The sequence below is a fragment of the Uliginosibacterium paludis genome (assembly GCF_039631355.1).
Classification (GTDB): Bacteria; Pseudomonadota; Gammaproteobacteria; order Burkholderiales; family Rhodocyclaceae; genus Uliginosibacterium; species Uliginosibacterium paludis.
On record NZ_JBDIVF010000012.1, the window covers coordinates 29,016 to 48,995 of the forward strand.

Below are 19,980 nucleotides of genomic sequence, written 5' to 3' on the forward strand. Positions count from 1 at the left end.
TCAGAGCGGTGCGCGTGCTTCACCGGTAGAGGCCGCGGCCTCACGGCAGCTTTCCTCGCAGGCGCGGCAGATGCGGGCGCAAACCGTGCAATGCTCATGTTGCGTGGCGTGCTGCTCGCATTCCTCGCCGCAATCCCGGCAGGCTTCGGCGCAGGCTTCGAGCATCGTGCGAAGCAGCGCCTCGTGACTTCCGGTGCGCCGGCTCGCCAGGGCCGCCGCCGCGGCACAGCAGTCGGCACAATCCAGATTCAGGCGGATGCACTGGGTCAGCCGGTCGAGCATGTCTTCACCCAGGCAGGCGTCGGCGCAGGCGGTGCAGGCCTGCCAGCAGTCGGCACAGGCTTCGATGCAGCGGATCAGCGCATCGTTGGTATTACCCTGGACATGAGGATGCGTGGCGAGCATTTCTCGGGCATGCATGGCGTTCTCCTTCAGGCGTGTGTTGGACGCCCTGCGCGGCAAACGGCATGCCCGGGCGCAGCGCGAACACACTCATGACTGTTGCCCGAAGTCAGCCTAGGCGACAGGCCGGCGCAGCGTCGTCGGTTGGTGCGTGGCACACGACGCAGAGCTTGTTGCCCTCCGGGTCGCGGAAGTAGGCGCCGTAGTAATGCGGATGGTATTCGGGCCGCAGGCCGGGGGCGCCTTCCGGCCTGCCGCCGTGCGCGAGCGCCGCTTCCCAGGCCGCGTTCACCATGGCCCGGTTTGCCGCGGCAAACGCCACCATCTGGCCGTTGCCTGGAGCATGGGGCTCACCGTTCCAGGGCTTGCCGATGATGAACAGTGGCCGCACGCTCTCCGGCGTCTGCCAGCCCGCCCAGGGCCGGTCCGGTTCGCAGAAACGCTCAGGGACGGCGAGGCAGGCCATCAGGGCGCGATAGAAGCGGAGCGCCTGCTCGAACTTCGCTACGCCGACAAATACGTGAGAGAACATCCTTGCTCCGTTCCGGTGAGCCGGTTCAGTCAGGGAAGAGGCCCGTATTCGCCTATTCCGGCAATGATGACGGCATGAGTGGGGCCGCTGCCAGAAACCTGGAGACAGCATCTGCTGACGGCCGGGGTCTGTCCATCAATGATGACAAAGTCATGCTCGCCGCAGTGTGGCGCCGATCGAACTTCAGGCGGCTGACGATGAGCCGGCAGGCAGGCGGTTGGCGAAGCGGACGGCGGTGGTACTTGGAAATGTGCTTGGGTCCGAGCGCCCCGCTCTGGCCTCGACCTTCCGCCGCAGCCCGCGAGGGGTGATATTCAACTGCCGGTTCCTGCCGCCAGTTCAGGGTCCAGCGATAGCCCGCCGGCAATCCGGTTCCAGGCGTTGATATGACCGATGCTGAGCGTGAGGTTGATGATTTCGTCAGCGGAAAAGTGTTTGCTGAGCGCTTCGCGTACGGCGGGGTCGAGCGGAGTGCCGGGCATGTAGCAGAGCGCCTCTGCCCAGGCCAGTGCAGCGTGTTCGGCGGGCGAGTAGAGCGTGCCCATTTCACGCCAAACCGGCAGCATGTCGATTTTCTGTGCTGAAACCTCGAGTTTGCGTGCGTACTTGAGGTGAAAGTTCAGGCAGAAGGCGCAGGCATTGATTTGCGAAACGCGTATTTTCAGCAATTCGCTGAGCTGTTTGCTCAGACCGCTGGCGTCAATGGCACGACCCAGACTCAGCAGTGCTTCGACTGCTTGTGGGGCACGTGCAGCAAGATCGGCGTAACGCAGGGTAGTCGATGTGGGCATGATGCGAGTGACTCCTGTAGTATTCGAATTCGAATGGTTTTGAAATGTTATTCGAATTCGAATGGTATGAGCAAGCGTCAATCTGAAACACACATTCCGGCGGTGGGCGAGGGGAAGCGCGGCGTCGAGGGGCATATCGGCTATCTGCTGCGCCAGGCGTACGCCGTGCATCGCAGTCGCCTGGAACAGGCCCTGCAGCCACTGGGCCTGACCCTGCCCCAGTTTTCCGTACTGACGATGCTTTCTGCATACCCTGGCATCGCCGGCGCGGACCTGGCTCGCCTGTCACTGCTGACGCCGCAGACGATTTGCGTGATTCTCAATAACCTGGAAAAAGCAGGATTCATCCGTCGCAGCGCCCATCCGGTGCATCGCAGGGCGCAATGTATCGAGCTCAGCTCGGCAGGTCTTTTGATGCTGAAAAACTGCAAGCAGCGTGTCGAGCTTGTCGAGCAGATTCTGCTGAAAGGCGTGCCGGCGAAGGAGGAGGAGGTCGTGCGCAGATGGCTGGTTCAACTGGCCATGACGGATGCAATGCCGATGTCTGAGCCCAGGTAACTGCGTGCCTTGTTTTCTGCGGGATCTTGATGCGCTTGCCGTACTGCGGGGCCCCTCGTCGGGCTTCTGACGCGAGCCACCGCTTCATGCGGGCCGCGGCTTCAATCGGAATGCCCGGCCTCAGGACTCCCCTGATCCGGCGACATCCTCCCGTCCTGCAGAGACTTCAACCCGACAATTTCCGGAAGGCTGATCGGTGTTTCACGGAGCTTCGGAGGGCACCTGATCAGGGCACATCATGTGTTGAAGCAAGGACGCCGTCATGTCTGCCCCGTGCCCGGCACAGGCTGCGTTTCAGGCGGGCGACGATGAGCCAGAAGGCAGGCGCTTGGCGAAACAGACGGCTTCCGGCCGCCCGGCGTACTTGCCGAAATTCGGGATGCGCTGATAAGCCTTGCGCTCGTAGAAGCGAACGGCGCGGGCGTTCACCAGCCGGGTCTCCAGCCAGAGCTCGGCGTAGCCCAGTTGCGCGGCATGCGCTTCCAGCGCCTCCAGCAGCGCGCTCCCCGCGCCCTGCGTGCCGGGCGCGGCATACATGCGCTTGAGCTCGGCAACGCCTGACTGCAGCGGGCGGAACGCGCCGCAACCGACCGGGCGTCCGGCGCTGTCACGCGCGATCAGGAAAATGGCACCCTCACCGCGAACATCGTCCGGTGAAAAGGAGGCACGACCACTGCTGCCGGTGATCGCGGCCAGGGTATCGGACAGCGCATCGAGCAGGACAAGCGCATCGGGGGTTTCAGGGTCTTCAGGCTGGATCAGGTAGTACGGCATGTCTTGTTTGAAGGGGCGGGAGCAATCTGCTGCCTGGGATAGGCAGCGCCATGGTCGTGCCCCATGCTAATCCAAGCCGCGTGAAGCCGGAAGACTGGCGCAAGGCATGACGCCTGCCTTGAAGACGAGCAACAGCCGGGAGCCGTGTGGCCTCAGTGTTTCGGCAGGTGTGACTGGATCTCGGCGATTTCCTGGGTAAGCAGGGAGAGGGTTTTCCGGACTTCGGTGAGTGCGGCGGCTGCAAGCTGGGGGAGTTCTTCCGGCGTGTGGTGCTCGACATGGCTGATGGCTTTGCCGAGGTCTTGGAGATGGATCTTGATGGATTCCAGTTGCGACATGACTTCCTCCTGCCTGATGCGACTGCCTGAACGTTTCACCCTAGCCTGCCGGTAGCCAAACCGATGCCAGCCATTCGTGCAGCGCCCCCCGCGTGGCCGCCCGGCTCAGCCGTTCACGACCTCTCCGCCATTCGGATGCAGCACCTGCCCACTCATGAACGAGGCGTCGGAACTCGCCAGAAACACATAGGCAGGCGCGATCTCGGCAGGCTGCGCCGGGCGGTGCATCGGCACCTGCTGGCCGAAGTGGGCGACCTTGTCGGGCTCGAAGGTGGAGGGAATCAGCGGCGTCCACACCGGCCCGGGCGCGACCGCGTTCACGCGGATGCCGCGCGGCAGGAGTTGCAGCGAGAGCGAGCGGGTGAAGGCCACGATCGCGCCTTTCGATGCCGCGTAGTCGAGCAGCGTGGGGTTGCCGCGGTAAGCGGTGACCGAGGTGGTATTGATGATGCGCGCGCCTTCGTTCAGGTGGGGCAGGGCCGCGCGCGTGAGGTGGAACATGCCGAACACATTGGTGCGGAAGGTGCGTTCGAGCTGCTCGGGTTCGATGTCTTCGAGCCGCTCCTGCGGATGCTGCTCGGCGGCGTTGTTGACCAGCATGTCGAGGCGGCCGAAGCGCTCGACCGTGCGGCCGACCACCTGGTGGCAGAATTGCGGATCGCCGATATCTCCGGCCAGCAGCAGGCATTCCCGGCCGAGGCTGCGCACGATGCCGGCGGTGTCTTCCGCGTCGTCATGCTCATTGAGATAGACGACGCAGACGTCGGCGCCCTCGGTCGCGAAGGCCACCGCGACGGCGCGGCCGATGCCGCTGTCGCCGCCGGTGATGATGGCGACCTGGTCCTTGAGACGGAGCGGTCCGGTCTCCGGATTGACGGCGCGCGGCGGCGGCGTCATCTCCGACTCGAGGCCGGGCTGGCGGTCCTGATGCTGGGGCGGATTGAGGGGCGTGTCGCTCATGCTGGATACCTCGTGCGGGCAGGGAAGGGGCGCCGGTCAGGCGCAAGCGGGGTGGGGCAACAGAGACGCGCCTCAGGCGGCGCGGCCGTCGGGACCGACGAGCCGGAGGCGGTCATTCACGAAGATCACGCCCTCCATTGAGCGGCTCAGGCTGATCAGCCGCTGGCGATCCTCGTCGCGATGCAGGCTGCCGGTCAGGGTCACGATGCCGGCATGCGTGCTGATCTGCACATCCAGCCCGCGCAGGGTGGCGTCTTCGGTAATCTCCGAGCGCAGGCGGCGGTCGATCAGGGCATCGTCCGCCTCTTCGCGCGTGGCGATCGCACGCACGCCGGTTTCATAGGCCTGCAGCATGCGGCCGGCGGATTCCAGGCTGGCGCTGAACACATCCTCGGCGCTGGCGGACACACTGAGCGGCAACAGACCGGTGTGGCCCGCGCGGGGCTCTGCCGGCCCGCGGCTGCAGGCAGGCAGCAGGCCGGCGAAGGCTGCGAGCAGGAGGATGCGGACGGAATGTCGGGGAATCATGACGTACTCCTTGAAACGCGGCGGCCATGCCGGTGCGGACGCTGGGGGTGTCGTGTCCACTCTAGGCAGGCGGCCCTTCGCAAAGCAGCTCATGAAGGCGCATGGCGGAGTCGGCGGCGCGGATCGCGGCTTGTAGGATTTTTCCGTCAGCCGGATTCGGTGGGCGCGCGGGTCGTCATGTCAGCGTTCCGCCGCGGACTGCCCATTCCTGCGAATTTCTTGCCTGATCCTCCAGACGAAGGTGCCGGGGCGAGACAGAATCCGGCGCTGCCGGCTAGATTGGGCAGCAGAAAACAAGGAGAAGCCCCATGACCCCCCAGGTCCCCCGACAAGCCGGCGCAGACCCGGATGTACTGCAGGCGGCGATCACGGACATCATCCTGCGGCACACCCCCGGTGACGAGGATCGTGAAACGCCGGTACCCGGACTGCTGTTCTTCCGTCGCAACTCGCTGACCGAACCCTGTGCCTGCATGGTGGAGCCCAGCGTGGTGATGGTGTCCCAGGGCGCGAAGCAATTGCTGGTGGGCGATGATGCCTTTCCCTATGACACCGAACGTTTCCTGATCAATTCGATCGATCTGCCGGCCAGCTCCCAGGTCATCGACGCGAGTGCGGAGAGGCCCTGTGTCGGCCTGGTGCTCAGGCTCAACCTGCGCGTGATGGCCGAGCTCATTGCCGAGGGCAATGTGCCCGCCGATGCAGGGCACGGATCGGCGCGCGGGATCGCGCCCGGCACGCTCACGCCCCGCCTGCTGGAGCCGATGTTGCGCCTGCTCCAGCTGCTCGATGAGCCGGAGTCGATCCCGGTGCTCGCGCCGCTGATCCAGCGCGAGATCCACTTCCGCCTGCTGATGAGTGACCAGGCCGCGCGCCTGCGCCAGATCATCCTGCTGGGCAGCCAGAGCCATCGGGTGGCACGGGCGATCGATTGGCTGAAAGCCAACTTCAAGGAATCGCTGCGCATCGAGGAGCTGGCCGCGCGGATCCAGATGAGCCCGTCGAGCCTGCATCTGCATTTCAGGCAGCTCACCGCGATGAGCCCGCTGCAGTACCAGAAATGGCTGCGACTCAATGAGGCGCGGCGCCTGATGCTCAACGAGCATCTCGATGCCGCGAGCGCGGCCTTCCAGGTCGGCTATGAAAGCCCCTCGCAGTTCAGCCGTGAATACAGCCGGCTCTTCGGCGCGCCACCCCGGCGCGATATCGAGACCCTGTTGCATCGGCGTGCGCTGCCCCAGGCTGAACGCCCGGCGGTGCTGCGCTGACGCGGCGGATCGGGGTTTTCGGCAGGCAGGAGGATCAGGCAAGAAACTCAGAGGAATGATCTATCGCAGGGACTCCGCCGTTCCCAGAATGCAGAAGCGCAGATCTGCGCCCTGAACGGAGAGCCCCATGATTACCCTCAACATCAACGGACAAGCCACGCGTGTCGACGTGGCGCCCGATACGCCCCTGCTGTGGGTGCTGCGCGACACGCTGCAGCTCACCGGCACCAAGTTCGGCTGCGGCATGGCCCTGTGCGGCGCCTGCACGGTGCATCTCGATGGCCAGCCGATCCGCTCCTGCACGACACCGGTATCCGTGGCGGTGGGTCACAAGATCACCACCATCGAAGGCGTCGAGACCCAGAAGGTCGCGCAGGTTGTGCAGGAGGCCTGGAAGCGGCTGGACGTCGTTCAGTGCGGCTACTGTCAGTCGGGCCAGATCATGAGCGCCGTGGCGCTGCTGACCGGAAACCGCAAGCCGACCGATGCCGACATTGATGCCGCCATGGCCGGCAACATCTGTCGCTGTGCCACCTATGTCCGCATCCGTGCCGCGATCCATGAAGCGGCCGCGGCGCTGGCGTGAGGGGGCCGACCATGAACACCCGTATTGAAAACGACAGCCGCCGCCGCTTCCTGCAGGGCATCGCCGGCCTGAGCCTGGCCTTCTGCCTGCCCGAGTCGGGCGCGGCCACCGGTCCTGGCCTGCCGCCGGATGCTTCCGCTACCGCGCTGCGCTTCGAGCCGAATGCCTTCGTGCGCATCGGCACCGACAACGTCGTGACCGTGATTTCCAAGCACATCGAGATGGGGCAGGGCACCTACACCGGCATCGCCACCATCGTGGCCGAAGAGCTCGACGCATCCTGGGCGCAGGTGCGCGTCGAAGGAGCACCGGCCGATGCGAAGCGCTATGCCAATACGCTGTGGGGGCCGTTCCAGGGCACCGGTGGCAGCAGCGCCATGGCCAACTGCTGGATGCAGATGCGCCAGGCCGGCGCCGCGGCGCGTGCCATGCTGGTGTCGGCAGCGGCCAAACAGTGGCAGGTGCCGGCCAGCGAAATCACCGTCAATGACGGCGTCATTCGTCATGCAGCCTCCGGTCGCAGCGGCAGCTTCGGCGACTTCGTGCAGGCCGCAGCTGCCGAGAGCGTGCCGGCCGACATCCAGCTCAAGGACCCGAAGGACTTCAAGCTCGTCGGCAAGCGCGCACCGCGCAAGGATTCGGCTGAAAAGGTCAACGGCCGTGCGATCTACACCCAGGACATCCATCTGCCCGGCATGCTCACCGCCGTGGTGGCGCATCCCCCGCGCTTCGGCGCCAAGGTGAAATCGGTCGACGCCTCGAAAGCGCGTGCCATCAAGGGCGTGGTGGAGGTGGTGCGGATTCCTTCCGGCGTGGCCGTGCTGGCCCGTGATACCTGGTCCGCGAAAAAAGGGCGCGACGCCCTGCGCATCACCTGGGACGACAGCAGCGCTTTCAGGCTCGGCAGCGAGCAGATCCTCGCTCGCTACCATGAGCTCGCGAAGCAGCCCGGGGCGGTCGCGCATCGCAGCGGTGACACCGACGCCGCCTTCGCAAGCGCGGCAAAGGTGCTGAGTGCCAGCTACGACTTCCCCTTCCTCGCGCATGCGGCGATGGAGCCGCTCAACTGTGTGGTGCGCCTGGGCCAGGGCGAATGCGAGATCTGGAACGGCGAGCAGATGCAGACCGGCGACCAGATGGCCGTGGCGGCGCTGCTGGGCATTCCGGTCGAGCAGGTGAAGATCAACATGCTCTACGCCGGTGGCAGCTTCGGCCGCCGCGGCAGCAAGGACGCCGACTATGTGCGCGAGGCCGTCACCATCGCGCAGGCCATCAAGGGGCGCGCACCGGTGAAGCTGGTGTGGCTCCGCGAGGACGACATGAAGGCCGGTTACTACCGTCCGGTCTTCCACCACCGCATCGAAGCCGCGCTGGACGCGCACGGCAATGCGACCGCCTGGCGCCACCGCCTCGTCGGCCAGTCCATCCTCGCCGGCTCGCCTTTTGCCGGCATGGTGCAGAACGGCATCGACCCGGTCTCGGTCGAGGGTGCGGCCAATCTGCCCTACGCCATTCCGGCCCGGCTCGTTGATCTGCACACCCCCACCGACATCGGCGTGCCGGTGCACTGGTGGCGCTCGGTCGGTTCCACCCATACGGCCTATTCCACCGAGACCTTCATCGACGAGCTGGCCGCGCAGGCCGGCAAGGACCCGGTGGCCTACCGGCTCGAGCTCCTGAAGGATCACCCGCGCCACAGCGCAGTGCTGCGCCTTGCCGCCAACAAGGCCGGCTGGGGCACGCCGCTGCCGGCTGCGCCGGGCGAGCGCCGGGCGCGGGGCGTGGCGGTGCATGAGTCCTTCGGAACCTTCGTGGCCGAGGTGGCCGAGATCACCTTGCAGGCCGATGGCAGTCTGCGCGTCGATCGTGTGGTGTGCGGCGTGGATTGCGGCGTGCCGATCAATCCCGATGTCATCCGCGCGCAGGTCGAAGGCTCGGTCGGCTATGCGCTCTCCGCCGCGCTGCATGGCGCCATCACGCTCAAGGATGGCGTGGTGGAGCAGTCGAACTTCCACGATTACGCGCCGATCCGCATCACCGAGATGCCGCGGGTGGAGGTTCACCTCATCGCCTCGCAGGAGAAGCCGACCGGTATCGGCGAGCCGGCCGTGCCGCCGCTCGCGCCGGCCGTGGCGAATGCGATCGCGGCGGCCACCGGCAAGCGCCTGCGCGATCTGCCCTTCGACACCACGCAGCTGAAAGCCTGAGATGGACAGCGTCGATCTGCAGGTGCTCGCCACCGCCCGGCGCTGGGCCGCCGAAGGGCGGCGCTTTGCCTGGGTGACGGTGGCGCGCACCTGGGGTTCGGCGCCGCGTCCGCCAGGTGCCTGGCTGGTGTTGCGCGAGGACGGACTGGTCGAAGGTTCGGTGTCGGGCGGTTGCATCGAGGATGACCTCGTCATGCGCATGCGAGACGGGCGCCTCGCCGGCAAGCGGCCTTTCGCGCTGGTCTATGGTGTCACGAAGGAGGAGGCCGAGCGCATCGGCCTGCCCTGCGGTGGCACGCTTGAGGTGCTGATCGAACCGCAGCCCGATGCCGCGCTGCTCGACGAGCTCGCCGAGAGGCTGAGTCAGCGCCAGCTGGTGGCGAAGAGCGTGGATCTTTCCTCCAGTCTCGTCACGCTTTCAGCGGCGGGCCGCGGCGCGGCCATGCGCTGGGACGGCGAACGCCTGCTGACCGTGCATGGGCCGCAATGGCGCCTGCTGATCATCGGCGCCGGCCAGATCTCGCGTTATCTCGCGCAGATGGCGCTGGCGCTCGACTATGAAGTCACCGTGTGCGAGCCGCGCGAGGAATACGGCCCGGGTTGGGATGTGCCCGGCACGCGCCTGGTGAGCAGCATGCCTGACGATACCCTGCTGGAGATGGTGCCGGACGCACACTGCGCGGTGGTGGCGCTCACCCATGATCCGAAGCTCGATGACATGGTGCTGCTCGAGGCGCTGCGCTCGCCGGCCTTCTATGTGGGCGCGGTCGGCTCCCGGCTCAACAACGCGAAACGGCGCGAACGCTTCCTGCAGCACTTCGACTTCTCTGAAGAGGAGTTGGCCCGCCTGCACGGCCCGGTCGGTCTGCCCATTGGCAGCCATACACCCCCCGAAATTGCGGTGGCCATCCTGGCTGAAATGGTTGCCGTGCGGAACGGCGTGGCGACCGCGTCGCGCCTGCCGCACCGGGCGGATCTGCCGGCTGCCGGCGAACTGCGCGCCGCCGGCGCGTGTGCCGTGTCCTGATCCCATGCAGGCACCTGTGTCCATCTTCGGGCTCCTGCTTGCCGCCGGCAGCGCCCGCCGCTTTGGCGGCAACAAGCTGCTCGAACGCCTGCCCGATGGCGAGCCGGTTCTGCTGGCCAGCGCCCGCAAGCTGGCTGCGGCCACCGATCGCTGCATCGTGCTGCTGCGCCCCGCCCAGCACGCCGAGCGCGAGCTCCTGCATGCACAGGGCATCGAGGTGCTGGAGGTGCCCGATGCCGGGGCCGGCATGGGCGTGACGCTCGCGCGGGGCGTGCAGGCCACGCCCGGTGCGGGGGGCTGGCTGGTGGCGCTGGCCGACATGCCCTGCATCCGCGATGAGACCCTGCGCTACATCACCCGTGCGCTGCGCGAGGGCGCGCCTCTGGCCGCGCCGTTTCACCAGGGCCGGCGCGGGCATCCGGTCGGATTCTCCACGGTCTGGCAACAGGCCCTCATGACGCTGGAGGGTGACGAGGGCGCCCGCCATCTGCTCCGCGCGCATCAGGACAGCATCACGCATGTGCCGGTGAATGATCCGGGCTGCCTGTTCGATATCGATACGCCCGGCGACCTGCGTGAGTTGTCTTCGGGAAGTGCGTGCGCATGAAGGTAAGTCGCCCGCTCCTCGCGTCGGTCTGCCGTGCCCGGCGCCTGCTGATCGCTCTGGTTCTGCCGCTCGCTCTGATTCTTGGCGCCTTCGCGCAGCGCCTGCCTTTGCCACAGGACTCCGCCAGCATGAAGATCCGGCTTGTTCTCCCGGCTCAGACCCTGTTCGCCACGCTGCAGGACAGTCCGGCCGCTCGTGACTTCTACCGCATGCTCCCGCTCAAGCTGACGCTGGAGGACTATGCCGCAACCGAGAAGATCGCCTATCCACCCCGCAAGCTCGACATTGCCGGCGAGCCCGAAGGCCATGCGCCCGCAGCGGGCGATCTGGCCTACTACGCGCCCTGGGGCAATCTCGCGCTCTTTCACAAGGGTTTCCGCTATTCCAGCGGGCTGGTGAAGCTGGGGCGGATCGAGTCGGATCTCGAACCCTTGCGCAAACCCGGGAAAGTGACCGTCAGCATCGAGCGCGCTGATTAGCCCGCTTCACCGGGCTGAGCTTGCTCAGCGGCGATTGCGTGGATGGCGGGAGGCCTGGCTTTCGTTGCCGCGCCGGTAGTTGCCGGTGAGGCGGGCCATGCGATGCTGGGCGAGGGCAAATCCGCCGCGTTCGGCTTCCTGGATGAAGCGTGTGGCTTCCGCCCCGCGCAGGGTGGCAGCGAGCCGGCCGTGATGGAGGATCTCGACTTCGCCATTCTTGCGCTGGCGGTAGCTGAAGCCGAGATCGCCGTCCGTGTCGGAGGGCTGCGTGTGCGGAGGCATGGGCGGGCGTCTGTGCGCGGAATCAGGACGATGTCATGCCCTGGAGCATATCGCCTTGCATCGCACGCTGCCAGCGCCCTGCGACCCGAGGCAGCGGGGCTGACCCGCTTGCCGGAAAGCCCCGGCAAGGGCTTTCCGGCGGCGTGATCTAGAGCACGTAGGCCGATACTTCGGCCTGCATCTTGCGCGCCAGTTCGTCGAGTTCGCGGGCCGCACCGGCGCCGGATCGTGCGGCCTGGGTGCTCTGGTCGGTCATCAGCGCAATGCGCTCGACCGCCTGGGCGACTGCGGTGCTGGCCGCGCCCTGTTCGCGGATGGAGTCGCTGATTTCGCTGACCAGTTGCACCGAAGCCTGCGCGCTGTGGCTGATCTCGCGGATGGCTTCGCTGGCCTGACTGGCACGCTCCACGCTGCCGCCCACTTCAGAGACCGCGTTGCGCATGCTTTGCGAGGCGTTCTGCGCCTGGCTGCGCATGGTGTTGATGGTTTCTGTGATCTCGTGGGTGGAGCTGGCGGTGCGCTCGGCGAGCTTGCGCACTTCGTCGGCCACCACGGCGAATCCGCGGCCCTGCTCGCCGGCGCGGGCGGCTTCGATGGCGGCATTGAGCGCCAGCAGGTTGGTCTGGTCCGCCACTTCGCGGATCACCCCGATCACCTGCGCAATCTTCACGCTCTGGGTTTCGAGCTGCTCGATGAGGCCGGCGGAGTTGTCGACCAGGGACGCGATCTTCTGGATGTCTGCCACGGTCTGCTCGACGATGCGCTCGCCGTTCATGGCGAGCTTGCCGGACTGGCTGACCTGCTCGCTGGTCTGCGCCGCATGGTCGCCGATATGGCTGACGCTCACGGTCAGCTCCTCGATGCTGGCGGCAATATTGGTCGCCGAGCTGCTCTGCTCCTCGGCGGCCGTTGCGACCTGGCGGGCGTATTCCGCCGTGTTCACCGATGCGTTCGTGACCTGATGCACCGAACCCGAAACGGACTTCAGACTGTTGTGCAGACGGTCGAGCAGGCGGTTGAATGACTTCGTCATGCGGCCGAGTTCGTCTTCGCCCTGATACTTGACGCGCCGGGTCAGATCCAGATTGCGCTCGATCTGCTCGACCGTGCTTTCCAGCGTGTTGATGCCCGAAGTGATCGAGCGGACGATCCACCAGCCCAGCGCGATGACCAGCAGGACGCTCGCGATGATGATCGTGGTATTGGTGGTGACACTACTCTTGATGACCTGCTCGGCATGGTTGTTTACCGCGTCGACCTGCTCGTCGTTGAACTTCACATGCGGCGTGACGCCCTGCTGATTGACGCGTACCGCCACTTCACGCAGCTTCTTGAGTTCGGCGCCGGCTTCCTCGGTCTTGCCGGCGTTGGATGCGGCCAGCACCTTTTCCGCCTGGTCGAGATATTCCCTGAAGAGCTCACGGTCCTTCGCGAGCATCTGCTTGTCCTGATCGTTGGTGATCAGTTCCTTTTCGTACTCGTCCGTCAGCTCCATGAGCTGGGTCTTGAGTTCGGCAAAGCGCTTGTTCTGGTCGGCCTTGTCCTTCTCGGTGTCACTGGTGGCATGCGTCAGCACGGCGAGCCGGATGTTGATGATCGCGCGGGTCATCTGGTTGAGCTTGTAGACGCTCGGGAAGAGGTCCTGGCGGATCGTGTCCAGATCTCCCTTCACGTTCGATGCGGTCAGCAGACCGGCCGCGCCCACCAGGATCACGGCGGCTGCAGCGAGGGCGACGATGGCCCAGAGTCTTTGCACAATGCTGAGTTTCATGGTTTTCCTTCGTGAATGATTCCGCCTGGCGGGCTGCATCGGACAGCTGGCGTCAGGACGGCGGGGTGATCGTCGGCGCGGGCACTCGCGCCAGAGTGCAAGCGGACGCCCCGGCGCGGAATCCGCCGGCAGGAACCCCCTTTTTTTGTCTCCGGAATTTGTGCGGCGGTCGTTCTCCGGAAGCTCCTGTGTGGAGCCCCGGTCGGACCGCTGCGATCCTTGATCTTCTGCCGGGTATTACGGCGGAATATTTCCCGTCTTGAGACCGCCCGACGAACACTGGCGGCGGCGCTGCCGGCTCGCTGCTCCGGCAACAGGCAAAGCGCCGCAGGCGCTGTGCTGGGTGGCCTCAGCCTCATTTTCATTTTCCGGTCCTGTTGCCCGCCCGGCACAAGGCTTGCCGCGATGTCCGATTCTCCGGCCGCATCCTTTCGCATGCAGATACGTTGCTTTGAGCCCGGCGATGCGCCGGCGCTATTCCAGGTCTTCCATTCCGCCATCCACACGGTGGCTTCGGCGGATTACAGCCCGGCGCAGATCAGGGCCTGGGCGCCGGATGCGCCGGATCCCGCGCGCTGGGCTCGCCGGATGGCCGGGATCCAGCCCTTCATCGCCGAGGAGGCCGGCGAGATCCTGGGCTGCGCGGATCTGCAGGCCGACGGCTACATCGACCATTTCTTCGTGGCCGGCCGGCATCCGCGCCGCGGCGTGGGGCGCAGCCTGATGCAGCACCTCCATCAGGTGGCGCGAGCCAGGGGAATCGCGCAAATGAGTGCTGACGTGAGTCTCAGTGCGGAGGCATTTTTCCGGCACTTCGGCTTGGTGGTGCTCGAACGACGGCAGGCCTGGAGCGGAGACATCGCGCTGCCGAACGCACGTATGCGCAAGCCGCTGGCGCCGGAAAGCGATGCCGGCTGAGCCGGGGACACGCGGCATGGCCTTAAACTGTGCGTCTGATCCCGATTCCGGAGCCACAGGATGTCGTCCGCAGCCTCTTCACTCATCGCCAGCCTGCAGGGCAGTCAGGACCCTGATGCCCGGGTGCTGCTGCAAATGCTGGAGCTTGGCGCCAATCTCGCCAGACCACACCGGCCCGAGTTCGCGTTCGACATGCCATCGCTCGAGACCGCTGAAGGCATCACGCAAGCACTGGAGGCGTCGGGATGGCTGACGGAATGTTTCGGGCCGGACGACGACAATCCCGATTTTCTGGTGATTGCCCGGCGAGAGATGCTGCTCGATCTGGCCGTGCTCAATGACTTGTCTCGCCGGTTCGAGGCGCTCGCGGCGACGCATGGCGGTGTGTATGACGGCTGGGGCGCCGAAATTGTCGAGTAGCGCGCCGGGCCGTCTTTCAGGCCGTTTGCCAGCAGGCCCGACGCTTGCCCCGGCCATTGCTCATCGGGAGATTTCATCATGATCAGGCAAGTCGGTCCGACCCGGATTTCCGAATGGCATCTTGCTTCCTGCCACTGTGGCGCCGTCGTGCTTCGCCTGCACCTGCCCGACGGCATCGTGAATCCGCGCCGCTGCGATTGCTCGATCTGCCGCAGGAAGGGCGCCATCGTGGCTTCGGTGCCCTTGTCGGGCATCGAGATCCTCAAGGGCGAGTCCGAGCTCCGGTGCTATCAGTTCAACACCCGCACGGCGAAGCACTACTTCTGTTCGGTCTGCGGCATCTACACCCATCATCAGCGCCGCTCCAATCCCGCCGAGTACGGCTACAACGTGGGCTGCCTTGAAGGCGTGAATCCCTTCGACCTCGGCGAGGTGCCCACGAATGACGGCGTGAATCACCCTTCTGATCGCCCGGCCTGAGCACCCGTCTCGTGCCCGCCGCGCTCAGGCGAGCCGGGCGATCTGCCGGGCGCAGGCGTCAAGATGTGCGCCGAGCGCGGCCAGGCAGGGCGCGAAGCGGGGGCTGAAGCCGTCTGCGGTCTGCAGGCGGCGCATGTATGTCTGCGCCAGGCTATTGGCGTGCTGCCAGATCGGGCTGGCGATGTCGCTGCGCAGCGAAATGGCCGGGACAGCGTCGGGCAGGCCGCCGCCGCTGCGGGGAGCAAAGGCCATCGGCGTCATGTCGTAGGCGGGGGCCAGGGCGTAGGGGCGACCGCGGTCTGCGGTGAAGGAGAGGTTGCCGGCGTGCATGTCGGTGTTGCCGGTGAGGCTGCCGAAGGCCCACAGCAGCGCCGCGCCCTCGGTGGCGTCCGCGGTGATGATCCGTGCTGCAGCGAGCCGGCTGGCGATGGCCGGCCAGCCGCCACTGCCGGCGCCGACGAATTCGGCATCCAGCGCCGCGAACGAGAACAGCGCGTGACGGCCGGCCTCGCCGTTGCGGTCGAAGCGTTCGACTTCGAGAAAGCGCTGTCCGCCCGCATCGAGCACGCGGCTGCACGCTGCGGGAACGCCGGCTCCGCGCAGGGTTTCGAGCGCCAGATGTTCGGCCAGCAGCAGATCGCGCCAGCGTTCGCTGACCGGGCCGGCTTCCGCTTCGCTGAACTTCACGATCACATGCCGTGGGCCGTTTGCAGTGTCGGCGAAGGTGGTGAATTTCGGCTGTTCGCCGCCGGCGGACGAGCCTGGCTGTTCGCCCTGAGCGGCTTCCTGTGCCAGGCGCGGGTAGAGGCGGGCCTTGTCGTTTTCGGCAAGGGGCGCGGGAGGCGGGGCAGCGAGGAAGTGTTCGCGCGTGGCTTCGCCCAGCAGCAGGTTGCCGGGCAGGTCGTACCCGTGGGTGAGCAGCGCGCGCAGCACATGGGTGTTGGACCATTCTCCCAGGTGTGTCGGCAGGTCGAGCGTGCTGCCGTGGCGCGCGACATAGGCGCGGCCCAGATAGCCGGCGGGTCGCATGTCAGCCAGCCACCAGGGCAGCCCCTCGCTGTGCAGCGCGCTGCCGCCGGCTTCCAGCATCACGAAGCCTTCCGGCTGAACCGGCACAAGCTGGCCGAGCCGCTGCAGCCGCCCTTCGGCATCCACGCGGTGTACCGGCATTTCCGGCAGGCCGCGGCGCGTGTCGCGCAGCGCGTACTGAATGGATCTTGCCGCGCCCAGCCGGACCAGCTCCGGGCCGAGCTGCGCGAGTGCTCGCGACAGCGTCGGCTGGCTGATGCTTTTTTTTCAATGAGTTGGCGTGCGCTGTGGGGGCCTCTGGCGAGCAGAAGGCGGAGCGCGTCCGGGTGCGAAGACATGGTCAGGCGAAGGCGTGAATTGATTTGTGAATAGATACGTGAATTGATTCCGGCGGTGTTCGGCGGGGAATGCCATCGCGCTCAGGCCCTCTGGCAAAGCGGCCTACGCTGCGAACAGGCGCAGCGCCTCGGCGGGAACGTGCAGTTCGTCCTGGCGGGCGAAGGTGGCCAGCAGGTGCTCCACCGTGACCCGCACCCGCGGCGCGAGCAGGGCGCGGTGCGGGTATTGCAGGGTCATTTCGAAGCTGCCGGGGTGGTGGCGGTCGAGCAGCAGCAGCTTGAGCTGCCCGGTCTGCAGGTGTTTCCAGACGTGATGCACGCCCACCTCGGCGATGCCGGCGCCGGCGAGCGCCGCTTCGGCAAGCGTTTCCGGCGAGGAGAGGGTCATCACTGCGCGCTCGGTGTCCAGCGTGGTGATGCTGCCGTCGGCGGCGCGGAAATTCCAGGGCAGCACGCGGCCGCCGAGAAAGCGCCGGGTGAGCAGGCGGTGCTCGCTCAGCTCCTCGGGGGTGCGCGGCACGCCAAAGCGCGCGAGATAGGCGGGCGAAGCGGCCAGCACGAGGTGGAACTGGCACACCGGGCGCGAGACGAGCGAAGAGTCGGCAATGCGCCCGCCGCGCAGGGCGAGGTCGTAGCCGTCGTGGATCAGGTCGATCACGCGGTCGTCAAAATCCACTTCCACGGCAAGGCCCGGATACTTTTCCAGCAGACCGGGCAGGGCGGGGGCGAGCTGCTCGCGGCCAAAGCCCGCGCTGGTGGAAATGCGCACTTTGCCCACCGGGGCTGCGCGGTGAGCGATGGCCGCGTCAGTGGCGGCATCCAGCGCGTCGAGCGCGATGCGTGCCTGGTGCAGGAAGGCGCTGCCTTCTTCGGTGAGGCTCAGGGTGCGCGTGGTGCGGTTCATCAGGCGCACGCCGAGTGCCTTTTCCAGCCCGGCGATGTTCTTGCTCACCGCGGCTGGCGTAATGCCCAGCGCCCGCGCGCCGCCGGCAAAGCTGCCGGCATCGGCAACCTGGATGAAGGAGAGGATGGCGCGTACGCGTTGTGAGGAGTCCATGGCCTTCTCTTAACCTGAAGTTGATAAAGCATAAACCACATGTGTCGTTACGGTAATCAATGCGCGCGTCCAGAATGCAGCCATCGCAATTTCTTCCGGAGCTTTCCGCCATGCTCAACTTCGATTTCCAGAACCCCACCCGCATCGTATTCGGCAAGGACACGATCGCCCGTCTTGCTGACCTGGTGCCCGCCAGCGCCCGCGTGCTGATCCTCTACGGCGGCCAGAGCGCCGAGCGCACCGGCACCCTTGCCGAAGTGCGCGCTGCGCTGGGAGAGCGTACCGTGTTCGAGTTCGGCGGCATCGAGCCCAACCCGGCGTTTGAAACCCTGCTGCGAGCGGTCGAACTGGTGCGCGCCGAGCAGATCGACTTTCTGCTTGCCGTGGGTGGTGGTTCGGTGATCGATGGCAGCAAGTTTGTGGCCGCGGCCGTGCCCTTTGCCGGCGACCCCTGGCAGATTCTGGAAAGCTTCGGCGGCGTGGTGCACAGCGCCTTGCCGCTGGGCGTGGTGCTGACCCTGCCGGCCACCGGCTCGGAGATGAATCACACTTCGGTCGTCACCCGCAAAGCCACGCACACCAAGGCCTTCTTCGCCTCACCCTTCGTGGCACCGCAGTTCTCGATTCTTGATCCGGTGAAAACCTACACCCTGCCGGCGCGCCAGCTCGGCAACGGCGTGGTGGATGCCTTCGTGCATGTGGTCGAGCAGTACCTGACCTATCCGGTGGATGCCCGCGTGCAGGATCGCTTTGCCGAAGGCTTGCTGCAGACGCTGATCGAGATCGGGCCGAAGGTGGTGCACGAGCCGGCGGACTACGACTCGCGCGCCAACCTGATGTGGGCGGCCACCATGGCGCTCAACGGCCTCATCGCCACCGGTGTGCCGCAGGACTGGGCCACCCACATCATCGGCCACGAATTGACTGCGCTGCACGGCATGGACCACGGCCAGACCCTCGCCGTGCTGCTGCCCTCGATGCTGGAACTGCGTCGCGAAGCCAAGCGCGAAAAGCTGCTGCAGTACGCCGCGCGCGTCTGGCAGATCACTGCCGGCAGTGATGACGAACGCATCGATCTGGCGATTGCCCGGACCCGTGCCTTCTTCGAAAGCCTGGGTGTGGCCACACGGCTTTCCGCCTATGGCGTGAGCGCAGACGCAGTCGATGCGCTGGTCGCCGCCGTGGAAGCGCACGGCATGGTGAGCCTGGGCGAGCACGGCGACGTGACCCCGGCGCTGACCCGCAAGGTGTACGAAGCCAGCCTCTGAACCCCTTCATGACAGAGGAGCGTGCCATGCAGCGCGTCATCGTCAAGGCGCTCGGCGGACCCGAGCACATGGCTGTCGAATCCTTTTCCGATCCGGCTTTGCCCGCCGCGGGCGAGGTGCTGGTCGAGGTGGAAGCGGCCGGCGTGAATTTTCTCGACATCAATCTGCGCAAGGGCGCCGGCGTGCATGCCGTGCCGGCGCCTTTCACCCCGGGCCTCGAAGGCGTGGGGCGGGTGCGCGCGGTGGGCGAGGGCGTGGCCCTGCAGCCCGGACAGCGCGTGGCGTGGATGAATGCGCGCGGCTCTTACGCCAGCCAGATCGTGCTGCGCGCCGAGCTGCTGGTGGCGGTGCCCGAAGCGCTCGCCCTGCCGCAGGCGCTGATTTTCCAGGCCATGACGGCGCAATATCTGGCGAAAGAATACCGCGCCATCCAGACCGGCGACCGCGTGCTGGTGCATGCCGCCGCCGGCGGTGTCGGGCAGATTCTGGTGCAGTGGCTCAAGCATCTGGGCGCCTGGGTGGTGGGCACCGTTTCCAGCGAGGAAAAGGCTGGCGTGGCGCGCGCAGCCGGCGCGGATGCGGTGATCAATTACGGCCGCGACTACCGTTTCCTCGATGAACTGATGGCGCTCACCGAGGGGCGTGGCGTTGATCTTGCCTTCGATTCGATCGGCGCCGCCACGTTTGCCAGCACGGTGAAGGGGCTTGCGCGGGGCGGCATGGCGGTGAGCTTTGGCGTGTCCTCCGGGCCGGCGCCGGCCATCAACCCGGGCGAGCTGATCGTGCCCTGCACGCGCATCGCGGCCGGTTCGGTGTTCAGCTACATCACCGAACCAGGCGAATTCCAGCGCCGTGCGGCAAGCATTTTCGACGGCCTGCAGGCCGGCTGGCTGCGCATGCCGGAGGCCACGGCCTATCCGCTGGCGCAAGCGGCAGACGCCCACCGCGCCATCGAGAGCCGCCTCACCCACGGCAAGCTCTACCTCGTGCCCTGAGCCGCGACACCTTCCCTCCCCCCCAACAACAAGGAACTCCGGCCATGAGCCAGCCCGCTTACTTCGTCATCGACGTGAAGATCCACAATCCTGACGCCATCAAGCCCTATCAGGAACAGGTGGCCGCTACCTACAAGCCCTTCGGCGGCGAACGCATCGTTGCCGGCGGCGTTGCCGAATCGATTGAGGGCGCACCGCCGCTCGGGCGCATCGTGATCCTGCGTTTCCCCAGCCTCGAACTCGCCCACGCCTGGCACGACTCCCCGGCCTACCAGGCCATCCTCGGCCATCGCCTTGCGGCCGCCGAGAGCCACGCTTATTTCGTCGAAGGCATTGCCTGAGCCATCCCGATTGCCGCCCTCAAC

General features: G+C 66.3%; 24 protein-coding genes. 13 read left to right on the forward strand and 11 right to left on the reverse strand.

Annotation, left to right across the window (positions count from 1 at the left end; translation table 11 throughout):
• The 3 genes from ABDB87_RS18385 to ABDB87_RS18395 all read right to left on the reverse strand — a co-directional run bounded on the left by ABDB87_RS18385 (position 1) and on the right by ABDB87_RS18395 (position 1,725).
• Entirely contained in the window at positions 1 to 420 is a 420-nt protein-coding gene (locus tag ABDB87_RS18385) for a four-helix bundle copper-binding protein (RefSeq protein WP_345929796.1), read from the reverse strand.
• Between the two features lie 91 nt (positions 421 to 511).
• Positions 512 to 934: a VOC family protein gene (locus tag ABDB87_RS18390; protein WP_345929798.1), complete on the reverse strand. Its 423-nt coding sequence runs from the start codon at positions 932 to 934 to the stop codon at positions 512 to 514.
• Between the two features lie 314 nt (positions 935 to 1,248).
• On the reverse strand, positions 1,249 to 1,725 hold the full coding sequence (locus ABDB87_RS18395; protein WP_345929800.1) for a carboxymuconolactone decarboxylase family protein: 477 nt from the start codon (positions 1,723 to 1,725) through the stop codon (positions 1,249 to 1,251).
• 66 nt (positions 1,726 to 1,791) lie between these two features.
• Here ABDB87_RS18395 and ABDB87_RS18400 point away from each other — a divergent pair, with 66 nt between their 5' ends.
• A complete protein-coding gene (locus tag ABDB87_RS18400) occupies positions 1,792 to 2,283 on the forward strand; it encodes a MarR family winged helix-turn-helix transcriptional regulator (RefSeq protein ID WP_345929802.1) in 492 nt (163 codons plus the stop codon).
• A gap of 294 nt (positions 2,284 to 2,577) precedes the next feature.
• Here the strand turns inward: ABDB87_RS18400 and ABDB87_RS18405 are convergent, their stop codons facing one another.
• The 4 genes from ABDB87_RS18405 to ABDB87_RS18420 all read right to left on the reverse strand — a co-directional run bounded on the left by ABDB87_RS18405 (position 2,578) and on the right by ABDB87_RS18420 (position 4,883).
• A complete protein-coding gene (locus ABDB87_RS18405) occupies positions 2,578 to 3,057 on the reverse strand; it encodes a GNAT family N-acetyltransferase (protein ID WP_345929804.1) in 480 nt (159 codons plus the stop codon).
• Positions 3,058 to 3,209: 152 nt separating this feature from the next.
• Positions 3,210 to 3,395: a hypothetical protein gene (locus ABDB87_RS18410; RefSeq protein WP_345929806.1), complete on the reverse strand. Its 186-nt coding sequence runs from the start codon at positions 3,393 to 3,395 to the stop codon at positions 3,210 to 3,212.
• 105 nt (positions 3,396 to 3,500) lie between these two features.
• The gene (locus tag ABDB87_RS18415; RefSeq protein ID WP_345929808.1) at positions 3,501 to 4,355 is read right to left on the reverse strand and encodes an SDR family oxidoreductase; all 855 of its coding nucleotides are present in this window, start codon (positions 4,353 to 4,355) and stop codon (positions 3,501 to 3,503) included.
• 72 nt (positions 4,356 to 4,427) lie between these two features.
• Entirely contained in the window at positions 4,428 to 4,883 is a 456-nt protein-coding gene (locus ABDB87_RS18420; protein ID WP_345929810.1) for a BON domain-containing protein, read from the reverse strand.
• A gap of 308 nt (positions 4,884 to 5,191) precedes the next feature.
• Here ABDB87_RS18420 and ABDB87_RS18425 point away from each other — a divergent pair, with 308 nt between their 5' ends.
• The 6 genes from ABDB87_RS18425 to ABDB87_RS18450 all read left to right on the forward strand — a co-directional run bounded on the left by ABDB87_RS18425 (position 5,192) and on the right by ABDB87_RS18450 (position 11,057).
• On the forward strand, positions 5,192 to 6,151 hold the full coding sequence (locus tag ABDB87_RS18425) for an AraC family transcriptional regulator (RefSeq protein ID WP_345929812.1): 960 nt from the start codon (positions 5,192 to 5,194) through the stop codon (positions 6,149 to 6,151).
• A 127-nt stretch (positions 6,152 to 6,278) separates the two neighbouring features.
• On the forward strand, positions 6,279 to 6,737 hold the full coding sequence (locus ABDB87_RS18430; RefSeq protein WP_345929814.1) for a (2Fe-2S)-binding protein: 459 nt from the start codon (positions 6,279 to 6,281) through the stop codon (positions 6,735 to 6,737).
• An 11-nt stretch (positions 6,738 to 6,748) separates the two neighbouring features.
• A complete protein-coding gene (locus ABDB87_RS18435; RefSeq protein ID WP_345929816.1) occupies positions 6,749 to 8,944 on the forward strand; it encodes a xanthine dehydrogenase family protein molybdopterin-binding subunit in 2,196 nt (731 codons plus the stop codon).
• 1 nt (position 8,945) lies between these two features.
• Positions 8,946 to 9,971: an XdhC family protein gene (locus ABDB87_RS18440; protein ID WP_345929818.1), complete on the forward strand. Its 1,026-nt coding sequence runs from the start codon at positions 8,946 to 8,948 to the stop codon at positions 9,969 to 9,971.
• A 4-nt stretch (positions 9,972 to 9,975) separates the two neighbouring features.
• Entirely contained in the window at positions 9,976 to 10,578 is a 603-nt protein-coding gene (locus tag ABDB87_RS18445) for a nucleotidyltransferase family protein (RefSeq protein ID WP_345929820.1), read from the forward strand.
• Positions 10,575 to 11,057 (forward strand): cyclophilin-like fold protein, encoded by a 483-nt coding sequence (locus ABDB87_RS18450; protein ID WP_345929822.1) that lies wholly within the window; start codon positions 10,575 to 10,577, stop codon positions 11,055 to 11,057. Before ABDB87_RS18445 ends, ABDB87_RS18450 begins: the two co-directional genes overlap by 4 nt.
• Positions 11,058 to 11,081: 24 nt before the next feature.
• On the opposite strand, the gene ABDB87_RS18455 is transcribed toward ABDB87_RS18450, so the two are convergent.
• Together ABDB87_RS18455 and ABDB87_RS18460 are read right to left on the reverse strand one after the other, a co-directional pair.
• On the reverse strand, positions 11,082 to 11,339 hold the full coding sequence (locus ABDB87_RS18455; RefSeq protein WP_345929824.1) for a hypothetical protein: 258 nt from the start codon (positions 11,337 to 11,339) through the stop codon (positions 11,082 to 11,084).
• A 148-nt stretch (positions 11,340 to 11,487) separates the two neighbouring features.
• A complete protein-coding gene (locus ABDB87_RS18460; protein WP_345929826.1) occupies positions 11,488 to 13,110 on the reverse strand; it encodes a methyl-accepting chemotaxis protein in 1,623 nt (540 codons plus the stop codon).
• Positions 13,111 to 13,545: 435 nt separating this feature from the next.
• Between ABDB87_RS18460 and ABDB87_RS18465 the strand changes: the two genes are divergently transcribed.
• From ABDB87_RS18465 to ABDB87_RS18475, 3 genes are all read left to right on the forward strand, one after another.
• Positions 13,546 to 14,028 carry a GNAT family N-acetyltransferase gene (locus ABDB87_RS18465; RefSeq protein WP_345929828.1) on the forward strand — a complete coding sequence of 161 codons (483 nt, stop codon included), beginning with the start codon at positions 13,546 to 13,548 and terminating at the stop codon, positions 14,026 to 14,028.
• 60 nt (positions 14,029 to 14,088) lie between these two features.
• Positions 14,089 to 14,448, forward strand: coding sequence for a ribonuclease E inhibitor RraB (locus tag ABDB87_RS18470; RefSeq protein WP_345929830.1), 360 nt, complete (start codon positions 14,089 to 14,091; stop codon positions 14,446 to 14,448).
• A gap of 78 nt (positions 14,449 to 14,526) precedes the next feature.
• Positions 14,527 to 14,928 carry a GFA family protein gene (locus ABDB87_RS18475; RefSeq protein ID WP_345929832.1) on the forward strand — a complete coding sequence of 134 codons (402 nt, stop codon included), beginning with the start codon at positions 14,527 to 14,529 and terminating at the stop codon, positions 14,926 to 14,928.
• 24 nt (positions 14,929 to 14,952) lie between these two features.
• On the opposite strand, the gene yjjJ is transcribed toward ABDB87_RS18475, so the two are convergent.
• A complete protein-coding gene (gene yjjJ, locus ABDB87_RS18480) occupies positions 14,953 to 16,215 on the reverse strand; it encodes a type II toxin-antitoxin system HipA family toxin YjjJ (protein WP_345929912.1) in 1,263 nt (420 codons plus the stop codon).
• 183 nt (positions 16,216 to 16,398) lie between these two features.
• A complete protein-coding gene (locus ABDB87_RS18485) occupies positions 16,399 to 17,352 on the reverse strand; it encodes a LysR family transcriptional regulator (RefSeq protein ID WP_345929834.1) in 954 nt (317 codons plus the stop codon).
• 110 nt (positions 17,353 to 17,462) lie between these two features.
• Here ABDB87_RS18485 and ABDB87_RS18490 point away from each other — a divergent pair, with 110 nt between their 5' ends.
• Genes ABDB87_RS18490 through ABDB87_RS18500 form a run of 3 tightly spaced genes read left to right on the forward strand, consistent with a single transcriptional unit; the run spans position 17,463 to position 19,956 of the window.
• On the forward strand, positions 17,463 to 18,620 hold the full coding sequence (locus ABDB87_RS18490) for an iron-containing alcohol dehydrogenase (protein ID WP_345929836.1): 1,158 nt from the start codon (positions 17,463 to 17,465) through the stop codon (positions 18,618 to 18,620).
• 26 nt (positions 18,621 to 18,646) lie between these two features.
• Entirely contained in the window at positions 18,647 to 19,615 is a 969-nt protein-coding gene (locus ABDB87_RS18495; RefSeq protein WP_345929838.1) for a quinone oxidoreductase family protein, read from the forward strand.
• Positions 19,616 to 19,659: 44 nt separating this feature from the next.
• Complete coding sequence (locus tag ABDB87_RS18500; RefSeq protein WP_345929840.1) at positions 19,660 to 19,956, forward strand: DUF1330 domain-containing protein; 297 nt, start codon at positions 19,660 to 19,662, stop codon at positions 19,954 to 19,956.
• The last annotated feature ends 24 nt before the right edge of the window (positions 19,957 to 19,980 follow it).